Source organism: Fundicoccus ignavus (assembly GCF_009659375.1).
Taxonomy (GTDB): Bacteria; Bacillota; Bacilli; order Lactobacillales; family Aerococcaceae; genus Fundicoccus; species Fundicoccus ignavus.
This window is the reverse complement of sequence record NZ_WJQT01000024.1, coordinates 1-22,098: the sequence shown is the minus strand read 5'-3', so window position 1 is coordinate 22,098 and position 22,098 is coordinate 1. Positions and strand designations below refer to the sequence as shown.

The window sequence follows — 22,098 nt, the reverse complement described above, 5'->3', positions numbered from 1 at the left end:
CGATTGCGATGTTTGGAGGAGTTTAGATGAAAATTGTAGGAATTATTACCGAATATAATCCTTTTCATCATGGACATCATTATCAACTTCAACAAGCAAAGCTTCAAACGCAAGCTGATGTACTAGTTGTTTTAATGAGTGGCAATGTTGTTCAAAGGGGAGAATTTGCTATTTTAACTAAATGGCAAAGAAGCCAATTAGCTCTCGAATATGGGGCTGATTTAGTGCTAGAACTTCCTCTCTTAGCGAGTATGCAGTCTGCTGATTACTTCGCGCAAATTGGTGTGGAGTTGCTGTCTAAAGTTGGTTGTGAAACGATAGTGTTTGGAACAGAAACTGCAAAGAGTGACGCTATACTAGCTTATGTAAAATGGTACAAAGAACACTTTGATGAGATACAAGACGCGATTCAACGCCATCTTAAAACTGGGATTAGCTATGCTGCTGCAATGCAAGTAGCAATCGATGATATTAAAGAGAAAAGCAACATCGCTGATTGGGGCTTCGATCCAGGTAGTGCCAATCATTTGCTGGGAATTCAGTATATGCTGGCGAATCTTCAATTGGAGCATCCGATGGAAGTTGTTGCAATACCGCGTATCAATACGATTACTTCATCAAGTGAAACAGTTCGTTTTGAGAATCAGGACGTAGGCATTTTAAGTGGAAGTCAGATTCGCCAAGCTTGGTGGAATGGAAAATTAGCCATTCAATCTATTCCAATAAAAACTTTAACGGCGTTTAAAGAGCGGACAGCGGTCCGTTGGGAGGATTATTGGCCTTTGTTGCACTATCAATTGAACTGCCATACAGCCGAATCATTACGGCAAGTATTTGGCATTAAAGAAGGCTTGGAGTATTTACTTTTAAAAAAAGTAAATGAGGCTCGAACATTTTCAGAATTCAGAGCATCTTTAGTATCAAAAAGGTGGACACAATCTTCAATTCAACGTATATTAATGGCAGTGCTATTGAATATAAGTTACGAAGAATGGGAATATTATCGTGAGAAGATGGCAGTACAACCTGCCGTAAGAGTTTTAGGTTACCGACCACAAGGTAGAAAAGTGTTGAAAGCTTTGCGAGAAGAACCTAATTTAGACTTGTTTAGTAACTTTACTCAAGCGTATGAAGAACGTTATGATTTAACTATACGGGCAGATCGTATACTATGTTTAAATCCACGTGTGACTATTGAAGAACAAAATTACAGCAAGTATCCTATTCAAGTAACATAAAAAAATTGTCTAGGAATGTTAGAATAAATTGATAGGAAAGATTGACAACAATGCTTAAGTTAAGTATAATTTAGTTTGTCGTTTTAGAGGTGATAATATGAAATGGACGATTAGACAGATTCGAGAACATAAAGACGATCTACTCAATTTAGATGTAGAATTGTCGCTATTTGATCAAATCAAACTGAGAGATGATTCGATTATCCATATGGACCCCGTTCGTGTGGTCGGATATTTCGTCCCTTATGAACAAGATATTGTCTTACACTGTCAACTTACAACAGTGATAACTTTACCATCAAGCCGCAGTCTGAAACCTGTCCCAGTTGAAATATCAGTTCCGATTCGTGAGCGTTATTTTTTACCAGGACAAGCGTATAATGCTGAAGATTACGAGGAAACCGCAATCGAACTTGAATTCGATTATATTGACCTCGACGCGGCTGTCATAGATGCGCTATTATTAAATATGCCCATCCGTGTCATTGCGCCCGATGAAGAAAACGGTGCGATGCCGTCAGGTAATAATTGGACAGTCGTTACAGAGGAAGCATACCATGCTCAAAAAGTTGAAGAACAAGTTGAATCGGTAGATCCACGCTTTGAAGCCTTAAAAACGCTAAAACTAGATAATGAATAGTTCATTATCTACAACCCAAATATAATCAGGAGGTGTAAGAAATGGCAGTACCAAAAAGAAAAACATCTAAAGCATCTAAGAGAAAACGTCGTACACATTTTAAATTAGAAGTCCCAGGAATGAACAATTGTCCTGAATGTGGTGAATTAAAATTAAGCCACCGTGTATGTTCATCATGTGGATACTACGACGGCAAACAAGTTGTCGAAGTAAAATAATTAAGTTATTAAACCGTAGCCTAGTGCGCGGTTTTTTTTATAGTATAAGGGTTTATAAGTTTTTTGTTGATTTATTAAGCTTTATACTACGTTCAGCTGATTGTTTTCCAAGGCGGAGGTCGCTTTCAAAGCCTCACTGACGTTCGTGCTTTTCCAGCTCAATCGGCTAGGGTGTGTCTAATTCGCTGCGCTCAAAGTCACACCAAGCTACGCCGATTGCCCTTTGTACCGCTATGGAAAACAATTAGCTGATCTACGTTAAATATTCCAACAAAAGTAAAACGATATAATCAAATTATGCTGCTAAACAGAATTTAAAATCCTTGGACTTGTCCGAGGTTTTTTTATTCAAATCATGTTCGACTTTTTTTACTGAGACATGATTCTGTGCTTTTTAACTACGATCAGCCTATTGACTGTTCCAAGGCGGTGGTCATTTTCAACTTGTCCCAGCGTACGTGCATTTCCATCTCAAACAGTAAGAATCTGTCTATTTCCCTGCGCTCATATTTTAGCAAACGATTCTATTAGGAGCGAAGGCTTGTTCTTTGTACTGCTTTGAAAAATGGTTGTTGAGCTACGCATAACCTTCCGACAAAAGAATTGCAGTATTATCAAAATAAAAACTACTAAAGTTCTCGGCCTTATCCGAGGGTGTCCTTTAGCATTAGAATTTCAATAACTTTACTCAAATTAATCGAAAATTACCTGAGATTTACGTTAATTTAACATCACTTGATTAGACTATATACGTAGTGTTGTTAAATGTTGAGTATGAAAAATCTTAGGAGGAATCATATATGAAATTGAATCATCAAGCAGGAAAGTTATTTGCTTCATTATTGTTAGCCACTCAATTATTATCGCCAATCTCCACATTTGCGCAAGAGATTGAAGTAGTTGAGGAAAAACCAGCCGTAGCTGAGATTGCGAAGAATAACAAACCCAATCGCCTAATTGTAACGTTTAATGGGGATACACAAACGCAAATGGGCTTCAACTGGTACACAAGTGAATTAGTTGAAGATGCTAAGGTTTGGGTAAGTCAATCTGAAGACATGAGTGACGCTTTAGAATTTACTGCAACAGCCCAAGAAGTAACCTCTCGCTATGGTGAACGTGATGAAAATGGTTTTTATATCTTTTCAGACATTGCTTATGATGAAGAAGGTGAAGTTGTTTTAGATGAGGCTGGAGAGCCAGAAATCAATGGTTATTTCACCGATGAAGGTATTACAACGGATAACACAGATTGGATGTATGGTGCTTCAGGCTTGTTAGGTCTAGTAGATGTTACAGAATATGTATATAAGGCTGTCGCAACTGACTTAGAAGCGAATACAACGTATTATTATCAAGTGGGGAGTAGTTCAGGTGAAATGAGTGATGTTGGAACATTCGAAACATCTGGTGAAGCGGGTGAAGAATTTACGTTTGCTCATTATACCGACACTCAGAATGCTTATTGGAACGAACATGTACGTAATGAGGCAGCCTTCGGTGCAGATACAATTGCTCAAGCATTAGAAGTGGCAGAAGTTGATTTTGTCCTACATACAGGAGATTTCGTCGAAACTGCTGAAGTAGAGGACGAATGGGTAGATATTATGGAACAATCTAAAGAATCTTTCTTACAAGTTCCTCTAGCAGTTGCGCCTGGTAACCACGATGAGTATGCGTTAGTTTATGGAGATCCAGTAGTTGAAACTAAATTCAACGAACATATTAATGTGCCAGCAGCAAATGATGCCATTACGGGTGGGTCTTACTACTCTTACGACTATAACGGCGTACACTTCGTTGTAGCCAATACGAATGATAATAAGGACAATGGGGAGGCGCTAGGAGAGGAACAATTAGCTTGGATTCGTGAAGATGTTCAACAGGCACGTGAAAATGGCGCAGAGTGGGTTATTCTAGCTTATCACAAGCCTTTATTCTCTAAATCTTATCACTCTTTACAAGATAGCGATGTGCAAGCGGTACGTGAGAAGTTTATGGAGCAAATCGACGAGTTGGATATTGATTTAGCTCTACAAGGACACGACCATGTTATCTCAGCAACGCATCCATTACTTTACGTATCTACTGAAGAAAGTTTCTCTAACGCCAAACTAGAAGAAGTAGACACAACGGAAGTAGAAGGGGTTACTTATTATAATAACCCAGAGGGAACAGTCTTCTTACTACCCAATACAGGTGGTACTAAAGAGTACGATGATATTTACAGCAAAGGCTTAGAGCATTTGATTTCTGTTCGCCCAAGACTTGACTGGATGACACAAGACGATTACGATCACTGGAATACACTATTCGCTTATGGGAACCAACCGCAAGAAAGTGATGCTTTTGAAACATCGCATTCAAATAATCGAGATTCAGCTATTCAGAACTTCGCGATTTATACGATTGAAGGTGATGAATTATTAGTTGAATTATATCAAATTTCTGGAGAGTTACTTGAAGGAGAAGACCGTACCGTAGAGTTAGTTTACTCGTTTGGTATTACTAAAGACGCAGAATAATTAGCCAAAATACGATTCAAGAGCCTCACGCGAAATGTGAGGCTCTATTTTATTAAAAATTGAGTTTTATATATTGACCTTTTTTGACCTATAGTTTATACTAAAACAGTAAACTAATGAAGATTAGTTATGAAGGAGGAAATCGAATGAATTTAGTACCTACAGTTATTGAGCAATCGTCAAGAGGCGAGCGTGCTTATGATATCTATTCGCGTTTATTGAAAGACCGTATTATTATGTTAAGTGGTCCAATTGATGACAATGTATCTAACAGTGTTATTGCGCAACTTTTATTCTTAGATGCACAGGATCCTGAAAAAGATATCTACTTATATATCAATTCACCAGGAGGCAGTGTAACAGCGGGTATGGCGATTTATGATACGATGAACTTTATCAAGTCAGACGTTCAAACAATCGTAATTGGTATGGCAGCTTCAATGGGATCATTCTTATTATCAGCTGGAACAAAAGGTAAACGTTACGCGTTACCGAACGCTGAAGTGATGATTCACCAACCTTTAGGTGGTGCTCAAGGTCAAGCAACTGAAATTGAAATCGCAGCACGTCACATCTTAAAAACACGTGATCGTTTAAATAAGATAATTAGTGATAATACTGGTCAACCAATTGAAGTGGTTGAAAAAGATACTGACCGTGATAACTATATGTCAGCTGAAGAAGCAAAAGCTTATGGCTTGATTGATGAAATCATGGAAAGCAACAAAAACTTAAAATAATTTAGTTCAACTGAACCACAAGGTGCTTATGTACTTTGTGGTTCTTTTGTTAGATAAGGGACTATAAGTATTATGTTGATTTACCTAGCTTTAAGCTTCGTTTATCTTATTATTTTTCCAAGGCGGTGGTCGCTTTCAAAGACTTCACTTTTTCTAGCTCAATCGATTAGGCTCTGCTTACTTCGCTTTTTTTATTGATAGTCAGAGCAAGTTACTCCGATTGCCCCTGATACCGCTTTGGAAAAAAGTCGTTGAGCTATGCTAAGTAGTTCAACAAAAGTAAAGCAATAAAATCAAGGTAAAACTGCTAAACGGCATTTAATGATTTCGGACTCGTCTAAGATTTTCTAATTATTTCCAACATCTTATTTATGGATGAATTGTTTTAAAGTGACAAATAATTGGAACTATCAACAAAAATTTCAGCATAAAATAAAAAGATGAGTGTTAAATAATGATTCTGAGTTTAGTCCTTAAAATGAGAGCATTGATAAAAAAAGCACAAGCAAACTGGATAGCGCTTTCTAAAAACTGTGAAAACATGATAGTTTGGTAATAATAAGGAATAGCGTTTTGTGAATTAAAAAACTTAACTGGACGATAAATGACCACGGAAAGCGTTTCGCTTTTTGGGCATGCTTGTTAGATTAAATAAAACTAATTGTTTGCTATCAACGAAGATTAATGCTATTATATTGTTTGTGGGGAATTATTACTGAAAATAATAGATGTTATACATTAAATCTATTGGACGTAACTTGCCCATGACAGGAGGGACACTATGGAAGATGTGTTTTCGATTATACAAGCTATAGTGCCGGATATCCAAGAAGTACTCACTCTGAGAGTGGCAATTCTTCATGAATTAGCTCAGGCTTCGCATCGTATTGGTCGTAAGGCGTTAGCAGAGAAAGTACAAGTGACCGAAAGAGTGTTAAGAACAGCAATTGATGTCTTACGTGAGCAATCACTTGTAGATGTTAATAATGCTGGGATTACAATAACTGCTTTTGGTCGACGAAAACTTGTTTCTTTTAATGCAGTAGCCAAAAAGGCTAACCGTCTATATGATCTCGAACGTGCAGTTAAACAAAAATTAAACCTTGACCATTGCTGGGTTATCCCAGGCGATGCAGATCAAGACTATTTTGTTTATGAAGTGCTGAGTCAAGCTGTTCAGGAAGTACTTAGCACACATTTGCCATTAGGTAGAAATGTAATTGCAGTAACTGGAGGTTCAACTCTAGCGAACGTGGGTGATTATTTCGATGAAAGACTTTCGTCGGATAGGGAATTAATCTTTGTTCCTACTAGAGGTGGCGTTGGTGGCTCAATTCATATTCAGTCTAACAATGTTGGTGGATTGATGGCGCAACGCACGAATTCTACTTTTATTCCATTGTTTATTCCAGAAAAAATTAATCAAGATACTTCAAAGATACTCTTGATGGATCCTTCCATCAAAAAGGCAATAGAAATGAGTCAACAAGCAGACTGTTTGTTACTCAGTGTCGGAGCTGCCGAAGTTATGGCAGACAGACGAGATATTACACCGCAACAACTCGAAGCAATCATTCAAGGAAAAGCTGTTGGTGAAGCTTTTGGAGTCTTTTATAATCGTGAAGGCGAAGAAGTTATTCGTTTACCGAGAATGGGGATTCAAATAGAACACCTAAAACAGATTCGAATGCTTATTACAGTCGTTGGAGGTGCCTCGAAAGCAGAAGCTACGAGTGCCTTTTTCAAACTAGCCCCAACTCATGGATGGTTAATCTGTGATGAAGGCATAGCTAATCAGGTTTTAACAGGGGAAGCCCTATAAAATAAAATTCCTTAAGGAGGAAGTCAAATTATGACAGTAAAAGTTGGTATTAATGGTTTTGGACGTATTGGTCGTTTAGCATTCCGCCGTATTCAAGAGGTTGAAGGTTTAGAAGTTGTAGCAATCAACGACTTAACAGATCCAAACATGTTAGCACACTTATTAAAATACGATACAACACAAGGTCGTTTTAATGGTGAAGTAGAAGTATTAGAAGGTGCTTTCAAAGTTAACGGTAACGAAGTTAAAGTTTTAAGTAATCCAAATCCTAATGAAATTCCTTGGGGAGAATTAGGTGTAGATATCGTTTTAGAAGCTACTGGATTCTTTACATCTAAAGAAAAAGCTGAATTACACTTACAAGGTGGAGCAAAACGTGTTGTAATTACTGCACCAGGTGGAAACGATGTTCCAACTGTAGTATTTAACACTAACCACGAAATCTTAACAGGTGAAGAAACTGTTATTTCTGGTGCTTCTTGTACGACTAACTGTTTAGCACCAATGGCTGACGCTTTAAATAAAGCATTTGGTGTAGTTGAAGGATTAATGACAACTATCCACGCTTATACAGGTGACCAAAATACTTTAGATGCACCACACAGAGGTGGCGACTTCCGTCGTGCTCGTGCTGCTGCAGAAAACATCATTCCTAACTCAACAGGTGCTGCTAAAGCTATCGGTTTAGTAATTCCAGAATTAAATGGTAAATTAGATGGTGCTGCACAACGTGTTCCAGTTGCAACAGGTTCATTAACTGAATTAGTAACTATCTTAGACAAAAAAGTTACTGTTGACGAAGTTCATGCAGTCATGAAAGAAGCAGCTAACGAATCTTACGGTTATAATGAAGATGCAATTGTTTCTTCTGATATCGTTGGTATGACATACGGTTCATTATATGACGCAACTCAAACTAAAGTAATGACTGTTGGCGAAAACCAATTAGTTAAAACTGTTGCTTGGTATGACAACGAAATGTCATATACAGCTCAATTAGTACGTACTTTAGAATACTTCGCTAATCTATAATAAAAGAGCATAGCGTTTAACTAAGCGTCTATCCAATTATTGGCGGGGAGGCAGACGCTTCCCCGTCATTTTTTTTTGAATTTAACTCATTAGGAGGCAAGATAATGGCTAAAAAAACAGTTAGAGATTTAGAGGTTAACGGTAAAGTTGTTTTAGTTCGTGTGGACTTCAACGTACCAATGCAAGAAGGTAAAATTACAGACGACAAACGTATCGTCGCAGCACTAGATACAATCACTTACTTAATCGAAAACAATGCTAAAGTTGTATTATTCTCACACTTAGGAAAAATCAAGAGTGAAGAAGATAAAGCGAAAAATGACTTAGCCCCAGTTGCTGAACATTTAGCAGCGTTACTAGGACAAAAAGTAGCATTCTCTACAGAAACTCGCGGAGAAGCTTTGGAAGCAGCGGTTGCCGCATTAGAAGAACGCGAAGTATTATTAGTACAGAACACTCGTTACGAAGATTTAGACGGTAAGAAAGAATCTAGTAACGACCCTGAATTAGGTAAATACTGGGCTTCATTAGGTGATGTATTTGTTAATGATGCATTTGGTACAACTCACCGTGCTCACGCTTCTAACGTTGGAATCTCAGCTAACTTAGAGTCTGCTGTTGGTTTCTTAGTAGAAAAAGAACTTAAATTCTTAGGTGAAGCTGTAGATCAACCAGTTCGTCCTTTAGTTGCGATTTTAGGTGGAGCGAAAGTTTCTGATAAAATTAAAGTAATCGAAAGTTTATTAACTAAAGCTGATAAAGTAATTATCGGTGGTGGTATGGCTTATACTTTCTTAAAAGCTCAAGGAAAAGAAGTAGGAAACTCACTTCTTGAATTAGATCGTGTTGAATTAGCTAAACAATTATTAGAAGAAGCAGGCGATAAATTAGTATTGCCAGTAGACGTAGTAGTTGCGGATGCCTTCTCAAACGACGCTAACACACAAACTGTATCAGTTGATAACATTCCAACTGAATGGGAAGGTTTAGACTGTGGTCCAGAATCAATCAAACTATTTAGTGAAGTATTAAAAGATGCTAAAACTGTGATTTGGAACGGACCAATGGGTGTATTCGAATTAGAAAAATTTGCTCATGGTACAAACGGTGTTGCAGAGACTTTATCTAATTTAACTGACGCTATCACAATTGTTGGTGGTGGTGACTCAGCAGCTGCTGTTAGTCAATTAGGTTATGAAGATAAATTTACTCATATCTCTACTGGTGGGGGCGCTTCATTGAACTATCTTGAAGGTGTTGTTTTACCAGGCGTTGAGGCAATTGACGAGAAATAATCGTATAATCGATTAAAATTTAAAAACTAATAAGGAGATGGCTTTATGACACGTAAACCTATTATTGCAGGTAACTGGAAAATGAATAAAACTCATACTGAAGCAGCAGAATTTGTTGAAGCAGTAAAAACTCAAATTCCTTCATCTGATCTTGTAGATTCTGTTGTTGGTGCACCAGCACTATTTTTAGAAACAATTAAAAAAGGTGCAGAAGGTACAGATTTAAAAGTAGCAGCGCAAAATAGCTACTTCGAAGATGCAGGTGCTTTTACTGGTGAAACTAGCCCCAAAGCATTAGCAGCATTAGGTGTTGAATATGTTATTATCGGACACTCTGAACGTAGAGAATATTTCCACGAAACAGATGAAGATATTAACAAAAAAGCTAAAGCAATTTTCAACAATGGTATGACACCAATCATCTGTTGTGGTGAAACTTTAGAGCAACGTGAAGCTGGCGAAACAAATGAGTTTGTGGCTGGTCAAGTAAAAGCAGCTCTAGAAGGCTTAACTGAAGAACAAATTGCATCATCAGTTATCGCTTATGAACCAATTTGGGCTATCGGAACTGGAAAATCATCTTCAGCTGAATTAGCGAATGAAACGTGTGGCGTTGTACGTCAAGCAGTTGCTGAAGTGACATCTGACGAAGTAGCTCAAAAAGTACGTATCCAATACGGTGGATCTGTTAAACCAGAAAACATCGCTGAGTATATGGCACAAGAACATATCGATGGCGCTTTAGTTGGTGGAGCAAGTTTAGAAGTTGATTCTTTCTTAGCTTTATTGGAGGCTGTTAAATAATGAGTAAAGCTCCTGTAGCATTAATTATCCTTGATGGATTCGCTTGTCGCGATGAAGTCTCAGGTAATGCAGTAAAAGCAGCTAATAAACCAAATTTTGACCGTTACTGGAATCAATTCCCACATAATCAGTTAAGAGCTGATGGTGAGTTCGTTGGTTTACCAGATGGTCAAATGGGTAACTCAGAAGTAGGACACATGAATATTGGTGCGGGACGAGTGGTTTATCAATCATTAACCCGCATTAATATTGCGGTGCGTGAAGAAACTTTCTATGAAATTCCAGAATTAATCGATGCTGTTAAATCTGCTAAAGAAAACGGCAAAGCATTTCATTTAATGGGACTTTTATCAGACGGTGGCGTGCATTCTCACTATGAGCATTTATTTGCTTTAGTGCGTTTAGCTAAACAATATGATCTTGAAGAAGTATATATTCATGGTTTCTTAGATGGTCGTGACGTTGCGCCAGATTCAGCTTTAGGTTACATCCGTGATACTAATGCTGCTTTAGAGGAAATTGGTGTGGGTAAATTTGCTTCAATTTCTGGTCGTTATTATGCGATGGATCGTGATAAACGATGGGAACGTGTTGAAAAAGCATACAATGTTATGGTTAATGGTCAAGGCCCAAGCTTTGATTCTGCTTTAGCAGGCGTTCAAGCATCTTATGATGAAAAAGTATACGATGAATTTGTAATTCCATTCGTAGTAGAAGAGAACGGAGCACCCGTTGCGACAATCAACGACGGTGACTCAGTTGTATTCTTTAACTTCCGTCCAGACCGTGCAATCCAATTAGCTACTGCTTTAACGAATCCAGCATTTGATGGATTTGAATCAAGTAAGCAATTGAAAGATTTAAACTTTGTAAGTTTTACTCATTATAGTGATGAAGTTCTTGCAAAAGTTGCTTTCAAAAAAGAAGATTTAGTTAATACAGTGGGTGAAGTACTAGCAAATGCTGGGAAAACACAATTAAGAATTGCTGAAACTGAGAAATATCCACACGTAACATTCTTTATGAGCGGTGGACGTCATGATGAATTTGAAGGAGAAAGACGAATTTTAATTCCTTCTCCAAAAGTTGCAACTTATGACCTAAAACCAGAAATGTCAGCATATGAAGTGAAAGATGCATTAGTTGAAGCAATTAATGAAGATACTTTAGATGCAATTATCTTAAACTTCGCTAATCCTGACATGGTAGGCCATAGTGGTATGTTAGAACCAACAGTAAAAGCAATTGAAGCCGTAGACGAATGTCTTGGTGAAGTTGTAGATTTAATTATTTCAAAAGGTGGCTACGCAATCATCACAGCTGACCATGGTAACTCAGATGAAGTAACAACTTTAGAAGGTAATCCTATGACAGCACATACGACAAATCCAGTTCCGGTCATTGTAACCAAAGCTGGCGTTGAAGTAAGAGATGGTGGAAAATTAGCCGACTTAGCCCCAACAATGTTAGACTTATTAAATGTTGAAAAACCTGCCGAAATGACAGGTGAAAGTTTAATAAAAGCATAGTTTAAATTTTCCCATACACACACGAAATGTTTTGCTTTTATTAGATAAAATGAATACAATTAATGATAGATAGTCAAGATAATTACTTGATTATACTTATTTCAAAGGAGAGAAATAAAAATGCCATTTATTACAGATGTTTATGCAAGAGAAGTCCTAGATTCACGTGGTAACCCAACAATCGAAGTAGAAGTTTACACAGAAAGCGGTGGATTTGGTCGCGGTATGGTTCCTTCTGGAGCTTCAACTGGTGAACACGAAGCTGTTGAATTACGTGATGGTGACAAAGATCGTTACTTAGGTAAAGGTGTTACTAAAGCAGTAGACAACGTAAATAATATTATTGCAGAAGCATTATTAGGCTACGATGTATTACAACAAGCAGCTATCGATAAAATGTTAATCGAATTAGATGGTACTCCTAACAAAGGTAAATTAGGCGCAAACGCTATTTTAGGTGTTTCAATCGCTGTAGCACGTGCTGCTGCTGACTTCCTAAATGTACCTTTATACCAATATTTAGGTGGTTTCAATACTAAAGTATTACCAACACCAATGATGAACATCATTAACGGTGGATCTCACTCTGATGCTCCAATCGCATTCCAAGAGTTCATGATCTTACCAGTTGGTGCAGAGACATTTAAAGAAGCTTTACGTTGGGGAACAGAAGTATTCCACTCATTAAAATCAATCTTAAGCAAACGTGGTTTAGAAACTTCAGTTGGTGATGAAGGTGGATTTGCTCCTCGTTTCGAAAGCACTGAAGACGGAGTTGAAACAATCTTAGAAGCGATTAAAGCTGCTGGATTAGAACCAGGTAAAGATGTATACCTAGGATTCGACTGTGCATCATCAGAATTCTACGAAAACGGTGTTTACGACTACTCTAAATTCGAAGGCGAAACAGGTGCTAAACGTTCAGCTGCTGAGCAAGTAGACTACTTAGCTGAATTAGTTGAGAAATACCCAATCATCTCTATCGAAGACGGTATGGACGAAAACGACTGGGAAGGTTGGAAACTATTAACTGAACGCTTAGGCGAAAAAGTTCAATTAGTAGGTGACGACTTATTCGTTACAAACACAGAAATCTTAGCTAAAGGTATTAAAAACCACATTGGTAACTCTATCTTAATTAAAGTTAACCAAATTGGTACTTTAACTGAAACTTTTGATGCAATCGAAATGGCTAAACGCGCTGGATATACAGCAGTAATCTCACACCGTTCAGGTGAAACTGAAGATTCAACAATTGCTGACATCGCTGTAGCAACAAACTCAGGACAAATCAAAACTGGTTCATTAAGCCGTACAGACCGTATTGCTAAATACAACCAATTATTAAGAATTGAAGATGAGTTAGGCGATTTAGCAGTTTACGAAGGCTTACAAGCTTTCTACAACTTAGAGAATAAATAATTAAGGCCTCTAATTCCTTAGCGAGCCTTATATATTAGTTAATAAATAAACTGGGGAATTTTTGTATTGCTAAATATGAAATGACTCAATTTAAAGAAACGTTCACTCTATTTATTTAATCCATTTTAAATAGAGGGGGCGTTTTTTTGTGCTGTTATCAGATATAAATGAGGAGTTTTTAATTGATTGTAGAATCAGAAAACTTTCTAAATCTACAGTTGATACATATAGTAGGACGTTAGATTTAAGCGCAAGTTTTTGAAATAAAAGAACTTACTAAATTTTAGAAAATCATAAAAACTTTTATTAAATAATATTGACTTGTCGACATTATTAATCATTTGGTTGAGTTTGTTCTATTTGAAAATATAGGTTCCAGATAGTATTGTTTTGCATTTGAAGAAAAAAGAGGGGAGTAGTATCAGTGAAAAAAGTTGAGAACATGTAAAACTAAGTCAGAAAAATTCAAAGTGGTCTAACACTATTTCAATTTCCTCTTCAATTAAATCAAGTTTGGCTAAAATCATTTTAATTTTTTTTCTCATTTTTGAATGGTTAAAAAGTGAATGGTCGTTCACTATAAGAAAGTTTAATTGCACCTATCGAAACAATCAGTCTAAATACGAGAGTATTATTTCGTCTAACGAAACCATCCCGAAGGCTTGCTAATTAAATATTTTGAATAAAGTTGATTTAAAAGCTTTTCATTAATTAAAATTACATAGGATTAATGAACGAGTGGATTGAAGATGAATACGATAACAACGTATATGCAATGACTGGTTGGATTGCGAGTCAATTCTTTACTGAAGGGTTAGAACGCTTAGAGGGTGAAGAAGTGACTTGGGATAGCTATATGACAGCATTAGAATCTGAGCCAATTAAAAACCCATTTGGCGGTATAATTGACTACTCAAATGGTTCACGTATGGGAACACAAGAAATGAACTTATCAAAAATTGCTGGTGAAGATACATGGGAACAAGTAGAAGGTCTTAAGTCTATTGAAGAAATTTTAGGAGAATAAGAAAGGGAGCGTTTGCTTTGACTGCGATTGATTATATTACAGTTGAACAGGCACTCGATTTAATCGAAGATAAAATGCATATTGTCACTGGATTGGGCGCGTCTGAAGCCCAATCCATTCTTAGTGACATTCATACTATAAGTAAACGTATCAATAAACTTCGAATTTCAAACTGCTTGTCAATGAAAATTTATGAATTTATGCAACCAGAATATACGGAGAAATTTCTGTTATCTAGCTGGTTTTACTCTTCGCCAGTGAAAAAGATGCATAAGAACGGTAATGGCACTTATATGCCAAACAATTTACATTTTGCCTCTACAAAGTTCTTAGCGTCGAATCATCCAAATATTTATATTGGATCTTGTTCACAAGTGGATGAACATGGTTATGTATCCCTATCGATGGGGAATACTTATGAACGACGCATGATCGATGCAGCGGATATAGTTATCCTGGAGATGAATCCAAACTTTCCAAGAACCTTTGGCGATGTCGAGTTACATCATTCCCTAGTCGACCATTTTATAAAAGTGGACTACGATGTACCCGAATTACCGTCACCAGAATTAGACGAGAAAGATTTTATTATCGGAAAATATATTGCCGATTTAATTGAAGATGGCTCAACACTTCAATTAGGAATTGGCGGCATACCGAATGCAGTTGCCAGACAACTGTATAATAAAAAAGACTTAGGCGTTCATACTGAAATGCTAACTTCTGAAATTGCTAAGTTAGCGAAAGCAGGCGTCGTGACTGGACAACAAAAGTCCCTACATCGTGGCAAAATAGTCACCACTTTCATCTTGGGTAACAAAGAACTCTATGATTTTGTAAATAACAACCCAGCAGTAATGGTAATGGATGGACACTATACAAATCATCCACAAGTGATTGCACAGAATGATAAACAAATTTCGATAAACTCAGCGATTGTAGTAGACCTAACCGGTCAATGTGCTTCTGAATCCATGGGCTCAACCCAATTTAGCGGAACAGGTGGACAAGTTGACACTGTTAGAGGCTCACAAGATTCTATGGGTGGAAAATCATTCATTGCACTTTCTTCGACTTACATGGCTAAAAATCCAGAAACCGGAGAAAAAGAAGAAAAGAGTAAGATTGCTGCTCAATTAGCTCAAGGCTCAATTGTTTCGCTACAACGTAATGATATTGATTATGTGGTAACGGAATACGGAGCTGTCCAATTAAAGGGAAAGAATATCTTAGAGAGAGTAAAGTTATTAATATCAATAGCTCATCCTGATTTTAGAGAACAGCTATTACAAGATGCGATCGATTACAACATTATAGGTGAGAATCATGAACTTTTTACTGAATGGTAAAACGATATATTATGAGATACACGGGGAAGGGGACCCCTTGTTAATGCTAAATGGTATTATGATGACCACTAAAAGTTGGGCACCATTCATTGAAGAACTAAGTCAACATCATCAATTGATTTTATTGGACTTTATTGATCAAGGACAGTCGGGGCCAGCGGAGACCGCCTATAAACAAGATATACAAGTGGATGTCATTAAAGCTTTGCTAGATCATTTGGAGTTAGAGAGCGTGCTGTTGTTTGGCATTTCATATGGAGGAGAGGTGGCTTTACAGTTTGTAAGTACCTATCCCGAAAATGTTGAAAATTATTGTTGTTCAATACTTGTGCTGAAACCAACTACTGGTTAGAAGAAATTGGCAAGTCGTGGATTGAAGCAATGCATAGCCCAATAGGCTTCTATTTATCAACGATTCCCATTATCTATTCGCCTAATTTCTTTAATAGCAAACGTCAATGGATGGAGAATCGTAAACAAGTATTAGTGGAGCTATTTGCATCAACTGAATATTTGGCTAGAATGAAAAGATTAATTGAGAGTGCTGAAGGTTATAACGTAAAAGAAAAACTAAATCAAATAGCATGTCCAACTTTAATCGTCGCTGCCGAATTAGATATGGTGACACCACTAGACCAACAAGTTTATCTTCATAAGCAAATTCCGCTATCTAACTTTCATGTAATACCTGGATCGGGACATGCATTAATGTATGAAAAACCGGATGAGTTTTTAAGCCTTTTACTAGGGTTCACTTCCCGGGAAAAAACTTAAATTATCATCTGATTTCTTTTGAATTCTATGTTGATTTGACTATAATGTAAGGAAGAATATTAGAGAAAGCTGGTAAGATTATGGATCTAGTAAATCAGCCATTTACTGAAAAAGGGCAAAAAACTTTAGACGCTTTAGTAGAAGCGTCACGCCGAAATTTTTATACAAAAGGATATTATAAAACGACAGTCAAGGATATAACAAAAGATGCCGGAGTAAGTGTAGGTGCTTTTTACTTGTATTTCGAAGATAAACTATCAGTTTATAAATACTTGGTGACAACGTATGGAAAGTTCATTAGAGCTCACATTAGTGAGCGAATTAAAGCAAGTGATTCAAGAAAAGAAGCTGAGCGAGCAGGTCTCGTTGCATATATTAATTTAGTGCGAGAAAACCCTGATATTTATAATATTGTATGGGAAGCTTTGTACATTGATAAAGAGATTTTTAAAGACTATTACCGTGAGTTCTCAGAAAGTTATATTCGTCAACTCGAAAAATCCAAAAGTAATGGAGACATTACATATAGAGATCCCGAAGTTGTGTCATTTTTATTAATGGGAATGCATACCTTTATTGGATTACGCTATGGAACGTTAGATACAAAAGAAGATGTAGAAATGATTGCTGACGAAGTGATTAACGTACTATTTGATGGTCTTTCTGGGAATAACACGAACCAATAAAGGAGCGTATTATTAATGAGTAACGGAAGATTAGCAGGTAAAGTAGCAATTGTAACGGGTGGTAGCCAAGGATTAGGTTTATCTATGATTCAACGTTTTGTGGAAGAGGGCGCAATCGGAATTTCTTTTGATATTCATCCACCAAAGGATGAGACAATCCCATTTTTCAAAACGGATGTCACAAATTCAGAACAAGTAGCTGAAGTGGTTGCCAAAGTGTTAGAAGAATACGGAAAAATTGATGTACTTATCAATAATGCCGGAATTACTCAAGATGCTCTAGTAAATAAAATGACAGATGAGCAATGGGATAAAGTCATTGCTGTTAACCTTACCGGAGTTTTCAATGTAACCCGCTACGTTAGTGCTGCAATGGTTGAAGCTGGTAAAGGTTCAATTGTAAATATTTCGTCTATTGTTGGGGAATATGGCAACATCGGACAAAGTAACTATGCTGCAACCAAAGCTGGTGTGATTGGATTAACTTACACTTGGGCTAAAGAATTTACTCGAAAAGGTGCAGCGGTTAGAACAAATGCAATCGCACCGGGGTATATTAATACGGAAATGATGCAGACAGTTCCAGAGAAGATTCTGAATAGTATGAAAGAAAATAACCCATTGAAACGACTAGGAGAACCCATTGAAATTGCTAATGCAGCTTTATTCTTAGCAAGTGATGAAGCATCATTTGTAAATGGTCAAATTTTAGGCGTTAACGGTGGAATGAAATTATAACATCGTAAAAGAAAAACAATCTCTACAATTTAAGTAACATTATTTTGATCGAAAGCATAGCATTGCAACGATTTTTATGTTACGATTAATTGTAGAGATTTTTTAAGGAGGATGTCCTTTGTATAATGCACTATTAATCGCGTTAATTATAGTTTCAATTTTATTAATCATATCAGTAGTAATGCAACCATCTAAAAGTAATGCAGCAAGCTCATTAACTGGTGGCGGCGACGACGGAACGGTTAAAACTAAAGCACGTGGATTCGAGGCTTTCTTAATTAAAGCAACCACAGTGTTAGGTATTTTATTTTTTGGAATTGCAATTCTTTTAGCGATTCTTTCATCTAAATAAATCCCAAAAGTAATCTCTGATATGACATCAGGGATTTTTTTTTACTAATGAGTTAACACTTGATTGTATCGCTCATTAAGTTAGAATGAAGGAGAGACGGAAGGAAGATTATAATGAGCATAAACGTACCATTTGAAAAAGCAATTTATTTACCAAATGATCACACAAATGTAGCGATACTCTTGTTACATGCCTATACAGGGTCATCTAAAGACATGAATCTCTTGGGACGCCGACTACATAAAGCAGGCTACACTGTTTTATGTCCGAATTTTAAAGGTCATTGGACAACAGATATCTTTGATATTCTAAATGAATCACCCTTAACTTGGTTAGATGAAGCGCAAGCGGCTTACGATTGGTTAACTCAACAAGACTTCGAGAAAGTATTTGTTTTTGGCCTATCAATGGGGGGAATCATGGCAACCGCCTTAATGACAAAATCGGAGAATAATATAGCTGGTGGCGGTGTGTTTAATTCACCAGTCGTAACGAAAGAAAAAATTGATGTTTCCGAAGCATTTATGACTTATGCTCGTCATATAGCAAGAGCTAGTCAACAATTAAGTCAATTTGAAACAAATAAAAAGAAAATTTATGATGCCCATTGGAAGCAAATGGAAAATTTAGAAGCAGTCAAAAAAACGATTAGACCAAAACTTGAGCAAATTAATATACCATTTTATATTGCTCAGTCGGGACAAGATGAGTTGATAGATGAAGACGACGTATTTGAGTTACAGGACGAATTATTGAATGCTCAAATCGATTTCCATTGGTTTCCGAAGAATACACATGTGATTACAGTGAACCGTGATCGTGTTGATTTTGAGAATAGTGTCATGAACTTTTTGGAAAAATATGCATAACAAAATATAAAATAAAAGAGAGAGGAGGCTGAATATGAGTTTATCAAGTTTTGAACAAAAAATATTGGCCTTTTTAAAAGAAAATGAGGACCGTAGTTTTAGCGTTAACGATATTTCGACACGCTTGAATTATGGTGGTAATAAAAATTATAAAAAATTAGTAAAGGCTTTGGCTTTCTTAGAAAGAGTTGGGGAAATTCAACTAACTCCTAATGGAAAATTCCGAGCATTTTCACGCGATGATTCTATAATAGGAACTTTCCGTTCAAACGGTAAAGGCTATGGTTTCATTAATTATGATGAAGAACAACCAGATTTATTTGTTCCAGGGCCTTATGTTGGTGAAGCCATGGATGGTGATACTGTTGAAGCGGTTGTGATTAAGCGCATTGACCCGTCAACGGGTAAGGGGTCTGAAGCTCGCGTAGAGAAAGTAACCGAACGAGCATCAAGTCAATTAGTGGGTGAATTTTTCGCATATGACCAGAAGCTACGTGCAGAAACAGGGTTTTTAGGTTACATCATTCCTAAAGGGGACTTTGCGGATGAGTTGAAAATTAATATTCTTCCTGAAGGAATTCATCCAGCAGACCATACAATTTGTATTGTAAAAATTAAAGATTATCCAACTAGCCAAAGACCTAATTTTATGACAGGATTAGTAGCAAAGGAAATTGGACATAAAGATGAACCGGGGATTGATATTCTATCTATTCTATTCCAGTTTGGTATTCCACACGAATTTCCAGAAAATGTTAAAGAAGCTGCTGAAAAAGTGCCGCAAGTTATCGATGAAAAAGCGCTTGAAGGACGCCGAGATTTAAGAAACGAAGTTATTATGACGATTGATGGGGCAGACGCAAAAGATTTGGATGATGCGATATCATTAAAGAAAAATCCAGATGGTACTTATCAATTAGGCGTACATATTGCAGACGTTTCACATTATGTTACAGAAGGCAGCCCAATTGACGCAGAAGCATACGAGAGAGGGACATCTGTCTACTTAACTGACCGAGTAGTCCCTATGCTTCCACAACGCTTATCAAACGGAATTTGTTCTTTACACCCAAATGAAGATCGTCTGACTTTAACATGTGAGATGACCATTAATCAAAAGGGTGATGTCATTAAACATTCGATTTATACGAGTGTCATTAATTCCTCATATCGAATGACTTATTCAGATGTAAATGAAATACTCGACGGTGATTTAGACTTAAGAACTAAATATCAAGCGATTGTTCCTGTTCTAGAAGAGATGGCTGAGTTACATCATATTCTTGAAGAGATGCGTCAGCAACGAGGAGCGTTAAATTTTGATGCGCCTGAAGCAAAAATTATTGTAGATGAAGATGGCTTGCCATTGGACATTGAACTGCGCGAACGATTCGTAGGTGAAAGATTAATCGAATCATTTATGTTAATCGCGAATGAAACTGTCGCTAGAGAATTTACTGCTAAAGGCTATCCATTCATTTATCGTATTCACGAGCAACCTAAAGTTGAGAAAATGGAAAGATTTGCAGAATTTGTGACATCTTTTGGAATTGTGTTAAGAGGAGAAGCCTCTGCAATTAGTCCGAAACAATTACAAGAAGCTTTAGCAAGTGTAGCCGATCAACCAATAGAACAAGTTGTTTCGACAATGATGCTTAGAAGTATGCAACAAGCAAAATATAGTGAAGAGCCTTTAGGACATTATGGATTAGCTGCAGAAGATTATACACATTTTACTTCGCCTATCCGTCGATATCCAGACTTGTTAGTTCATCGTTTGATTCATCAGTACATAAAAGAACGTCCAACAGCAAAAGACTTTGACCGTTTAGAAGCGTTTATTCCAGATGCAGCGATCCATAGTTCGAAGATGGAGAGAAGGGCAGTTGATGCTGAGAGGGAAACAGATGCATTGAAAAAAGCGGAGTATATGGTTGATAAAGTTGGTGAAGAGTTCGACGGAATGATTAGTTCAATCACATCATTTGGAATTTTCATTCAATTACCGAATACGGTTGAAGGCTTAGTGCGTTTAGCTAGTTTAACAGATGACTATTATAATTTTAATCAACAGCATCTGTTATTGATTGGTGAACGAACAGGTAAAGTTTATCGAATTGGTCAAAAAGTAAAAATTCAAGTGACGAATGTTGATGTAGCTGAACGTCAAATTGACTTCCAGATACTAGAAGCTGATCCAGTTGAAGGTTTAGATATTGATGCTTTGGATCGTCAGAGAAAACAAGCAAAGAATGCTCGAAACAAAGATTCAAGAAAACGCAAACCACAACAAAACAGAAAAGATTTGAAGAAAGTCGCCAACGATAAAGGTAAGCAGTCACACGGTAATAAACGCAAGAAAAGTAATCAAAGTAAAAAGAAATTTAAAATTCGCAAAAGAAGTAACTAGAGCAAATGAGGGATTGCAATGGCAAAAACACATGATAAGCCTTTAGCACAAAACCGTAAGGCACGCCACGATTATCATATAATTGAGACTTATGAGGCAGGATTGGTGCTTAAAGGAACTGAAATTAAATCGATTCGCAATGGTAAAATTAATATTCAAGATGGGTATATTTCAATTTATAGGGGAGAAGCGTGGTTGAAAAACGTACATATTAGCCCTTATGATCATGGGAATATTTTTAATCATGATCCTATAAGAGATCGTAAACTATTATTGAATAAAAAAGAAATTGCAACTTTACAAGCAGAAGTGAAACAAAATCGAATGACCATAGTACCTTTAAAAGTTTATTTAGTTAGAGGTCGAGCAAAAATTTTACTTGGCTTGGCTAAAGGTAAAGACAAGTATGATAAACGTCATGCATTAAAAGAACAACAAGCTAAACGAGATGTCGATCGTGCAATGCGTGGTCGATAAATATAAAAATACCCCCAACTTTTAGGTTCTATAATTTTTAGTGTTGGTGAGAAATCATCAGCACTATTTTTGTATACACAAAAAGCCAGTGATTTCCGTTATGATGTAAGTACGACCAAACACATAAGAAAGGAAATCGACATGGCTTACT

Annotated in this window: 21 protein-coding genes; all 21 read left to right on the top strand. The window is 36.8% G+C overall.

Going from position 1 to position 22,098, the window contains the following annotated elements; all coding sequences use genetic code 11:
• Positions 1-26: 26 nt before the first annotated feature.
• The 21 genes from GF867_RS11880 (at position 27) to smpB (ending at position 21,947) form a co-directional block, all read left to right on the top strand.
• Complete coding sequence (locus tag GF867_RS11880; RefSeq protein WP_153833324.1) at positions 27-1,238, top strand: tRNA(Met) cytidine acetate ligase; 1,212 nt, start codon at positions 27-29, stop codon at positions 1,236-1,238.
• A gap of 97 nt (positions 1,239-1,335) precedes the next feature.
• Complete coding sequence (locus GF867_RS11875) at positions 1,336-1,878, top strand: YceD family protein (RefSeq protein ID WP_153833323.1); 543 nt, start codon at positions 1,336-1,338, stop codon at positions 1,876-1,878.
• Positions 1,879-1,919: 41 nt separating this feature from the next.
• Positions 1,920-2,096, top strand: a complete 177-nt coding sequence (gene rpmF, locus GF867_RS11870) for a 50S ribosomal protein L32 (protein ID WP_153833322.1) — start codon at positions 1,920-1,922, stop codon at positions 2,094-2,096.
• Between the two features lie 800 nt (positions 2,097-2,896).
• Positions 2,897-4,621, top strand: a complete 1,725-nt coding sequence (locus GF867_RS11865; RefSeq protein ID WP_153833321.1) for a purple acid phosphatase family protein — start codon at positions 2,897-2,899, stop codon at positions 4,619-4,621.
• A gap of 146 nt (positions 4,622-4,767) precedes the next feature.
• A complete protein-coding gene (clpP, locus tag GF867_RS11860) occupies positions 4,768-5,361 on the top strand; it encodes an ATP-dependent Clp endopeptidase proteolytic subunit ClpP (protein ID WP_153833320.1) in 594 nt (197 codons plus the stop codon).
• 781 nt (positions 5,362-6,142) lie between these two features.
• A complete protein-coding gene (locus tag GF867_RS11855; RefSeq protein WP_153833319.1) occupies positions 6,143-7,183 on the top strand; it encodes a sugar-binding transcriptional regulator in 1,041 nt (346 codons plus the stop codon).
• Positions 7,184-7,213: 30 nt separating this feature from the next.
• Entirely contained in the window at positions 7,214-8,215 is a 1,002-nt protein-coding gene (gap, locus tag GF867_RS11850; RefSeq protein WP_153833318.1) for a type I glyceraldehyde-3-phosphate dehydrogenase, read from the top strand.
• Between the two features lie 104 nt (positions 8,216-8,319).
• Positions 8,320-9,510, top strand: coding sequence for a phosphoglycerate kinase (locus tag GF867_RS14140; RefSeq protein WP_153833317.1), 1,191 nt, complete (start codon positions 8,320-8,322; stop codon positions 9,508-9,510).
• Positions 9,511-9,555: 45 nt separating this feature from the next.
• On the top strand, positions 9,556-10,314 hold the full coding sequence (gene tpiA / locus GF867_RS14135; RefSeq protein ID WP_153833316.1) for a triose-phosphate isomerase: 759 nt from the start codon (positions 9,556-9,558) through the stop codon (positions 10,312-10,314).
• Positions 10,314-11,843, top strand: coding sequence for a 2,3-bisphosphoglycerate-independent phosphoglycerate mutase (gpmI, locus tag GF867_RS11835; protein WP_153833315.1), 1,530 nt, complete (start codon positions 10,314-10,316; stop codon positions 11,841-11,843). The genes tpiA and gpmI overlap by 1 nt, the downstream gene beginning before the upstream one ends.
• Before the next feature lie 120 nt (positions 11,844-11,963).
• The gene (gene eno, locus GF867_RS11830; protein WP_153833314.1) at positions 11,964-13,265 is read left to right on the top strand and encodes a phosphopyruvate hydratase; all 1,302 of its coding nucleotides are present in this window, start codon (positions 11,964-11,966) and stop codon (positions 13,263-13,265) included.
• Between the two features lie 730 nt (positions 13,266-13,995).
• On the top strand, positions 13,996-14,292 hold the full coding sequence (locus tag GF867_RS11825; RefSeq protein ID WP_153833313.1) for a type 1 periplasmic-binding domain-containing protein: 297 nt from the start codon (positions 13,996-13,998) through the stop codon (positions 14,290-14,292).
• Between the two features lie 17 nt (positions 14,293-14,309).
• The gene (locus GF867_RS11820; RefSeq protein ID WP_216650297.1) at positions 14,310-15,641 is read left to right on the top strand and encodes an acetyl-CoA hydrolase/transferase family protein; all 1,332 of its coding nucleotides are present in this window, start codon (positions 14,310-14,312) and stop codon (positions 15,639-15,641) included.
• The gene (locus GF867_RS13865) at positions 15,619-15,993 is read left to right on the top strand and encodes an alpha/beta fold hydrolase (RefSeq protein WP_216650296.1); all 375 of its coding nucleotides are present in this window, start codon (positions 15,619-15,621) and stop codon (positions 15,991-15,993) included. The genes GF867_RS11820 and GF867_RS13865 overlap by 23 nt, the downstream gene beginning before the upstream one ends.
• Positions 15,994-16,022: 29 nt before the next feature.
• Positions 16,023-16,415 (top strand): alpha/beta fold hydrolase, encoded by a 393-nt coding sequence (locus GF867_RS13860; RefSeq protein ID WP_216650295.1) that lies wholly within the window; start codon positions 16,023-16,025, stop codon positions 16,413-16,415.
• Between the two features lie 80 nt (positions 16,416-16,495).
• A complete protein-coding gene (locus GF867_RS11810) occupies positions 16,496-17,101 on the top strand; it encodes a TetR/AcrR family transcriptional regulator (protein WP_153833312.1) in 606 nt (201 codons plus the stop codon).
• Positions 17,102-17,116: 15 nt separating this feature from the next.
• Positions 17,117-17,839, top strand: a complete 723-nt coding sequence (locus GF867_RS11805) for an SDR family oxidoreductase (protein WP_153833311.1) — start codon at positions 17,117-17,119, stop codon at positions 17,837-17,839.
• Positions 17,840-17,957: 118 nt separating this feature from the next.
• Complete coding sequence (secG, locus tag GF867_RS11800; protein WP_153833310.1) at positions 17,958-18,191, top strand: preprotein translocase subunit SecG; 234 nt, start codon at positions 17,958-17,960, stop codon at positions 18,189-18,191.
• Positions 18,192-18,304: 113 nt separating this feature from the next.
• Complete coding sequence (locus tag GF867_RS11795) at positions 18,305-19,060, top strand: alpha/beta hydrolase (protein WP_153833309.1); 756 nt, start codon at positions 18,305-18,307, stop codon at positions 19,058-19,060.
• Positions 19,061-19,094: 34 nt separating this feature from the next.
• Complete coding sequence (gene rnr, locus GF867_RS11790) at positions 19,095-21,470, top strand: ribonuclease R (RefSeq protein WP_153833308.1); 2,376 nt, start codon at positions 19,095-19,097, stop codon at positions 21,468-21,470.
• A gap of 18 nt (positions 21,471-21,488) precedes the next feature.
• Positions 21,489-21,947, top strand: a complete 459-nt coding sequence (smpB, locus tag GF867_RS11785) for an SsrA-binding protein SmpB (protein ID WP_153833307.1) — start codon at positions 21,489-21,491, stop codon at positions 21,945-21,947.
• The last annotated feature ends 151 nt before the right edge of the window (positions 21,948-22,098 follow it).

Bases quoted from the DNA above. Each gene is read 5' to 3' on its own strand.
- GF867_RS11795 (WP_153833309.1), top strand. From the start codon at position 18,305: ATGAGCATAAACGTACCATTTGAAAAAGCAATTTATTTACCAAATGAT.
- eno (WP_153833314.1), top strand. From the start codon at position 11,964: ATGCCATTTATTACAGATGTTTATGCAAGAGAAGTCCTAGATTCACGT.
- GF867_RS11855 (WP_153833319.1), top strand. From the start codon at position 6,143: ATGGAAGATGTGTTTTCGATTATACAAGCTATAGTGCCGGATATCCAA.
- GF867_RS11805 (WP_153833311.1), top strand. From the start codon at position 17,117: ATGAGTAACGGAAGATTAGCAGGTAAAGTAGCAATTGTAACGGGTGGT.
- tpiA (WP_153833316.1), top strand. From the start codon at position 9,556: ATGACACGTAAACCTATTATTGCAGGTAACTGGAAAATGAATAAAACT.
- smpB (WP_153833307.1), top strand. From the start codon at position 21,489: ATGGCAAAAACACATGATAAGCCTTTAGCACAAAACCGTAAGGCACGC.
- rpmF (WP_153833322.1), top strand. From the start codon at position 1,920: ATGGCAGTACCAAAAAGAAAAACATCTAAAGCATCTAAGAGAAAACGT.
- GF867_RS11810 (WP_153833312.1), top strand. From the start codon at position 16,496: ATGGATCTAGTAAATCAGCCATTTACTGAAAAAGGGCAAAAAACTTTA.
- GF867_RS11825 (WP_153833313.1), top strand. From the start codon at position 13,996: ATGAACGAGTGGATTGAAGATGAATACGATAACAACGTATATGCAATG.
- GF867_RS11865 (WP_153833321.1), top strand. From the start codon at position 2,897: ATGAAATTGAATCATCAAGCAGGAAAGTTATTTGCTTCATTATTGTTA.
- GF867_RS11880 (WP_153833324.1), top strand. From the start codon at position 27: ATGAAAATTGTAGGAATTATTACCGAATATAATCCTTTTCATCATGGA.
- GF867_RS13860 (WP_216650295.1), top strand. From the start codon at position 16,023: ATGCATAGCCCAATAGGCTTCTATTTATCAACGATTCCCATTATCTAT.
- clpP (WP_153833320.1), top strand. From the start codon at position 4,768: ATGAATTTAGTACCTACAGTTATTGAGCAATCGTCAAGAGGCGAGCGT.
- gap (WP_153833318.1), top strand. From the start codon at position 7,214: ATGACAGTAAAAGTTGGTATTAATGGTTTTGGACGTATTGGTCGTTTA.
- GF867_RS11875 (WP_153833323.1), top strand. From the start codon at position 1,336: ATGAAATGGACGATTAGACAGATTCGAGAACATAAAGACGATCTACTC.
- rnr (WP_153833308.1), top strand. From the start codon at position 19,095: ATGAGTTTATCAAGTTTTGAACAAAAAATATTGGCCTTTTTAAAAGAA.
- gpmI (WP_153833315.1), top strand. From the start codon at position 10,314: ATGAGTAAAGCTCCTGTAGCATTAATTATCCTTGATGGATTCGCTTGT.
- GF867_RS13865 (WP_216650296.1), top strand. From the start codon at position 15,619: ATGAACTTTTTACTGAATGGTAAAACGATATATTATGAGATACACGGG.
- GF867_RS14140 (WP_153833317.1), top strand. From the start codon at position 8,320: ATGGCTAAAAAAACAGTTAGAGATTTAGAGGTTAACGGTAAAGTTGTT.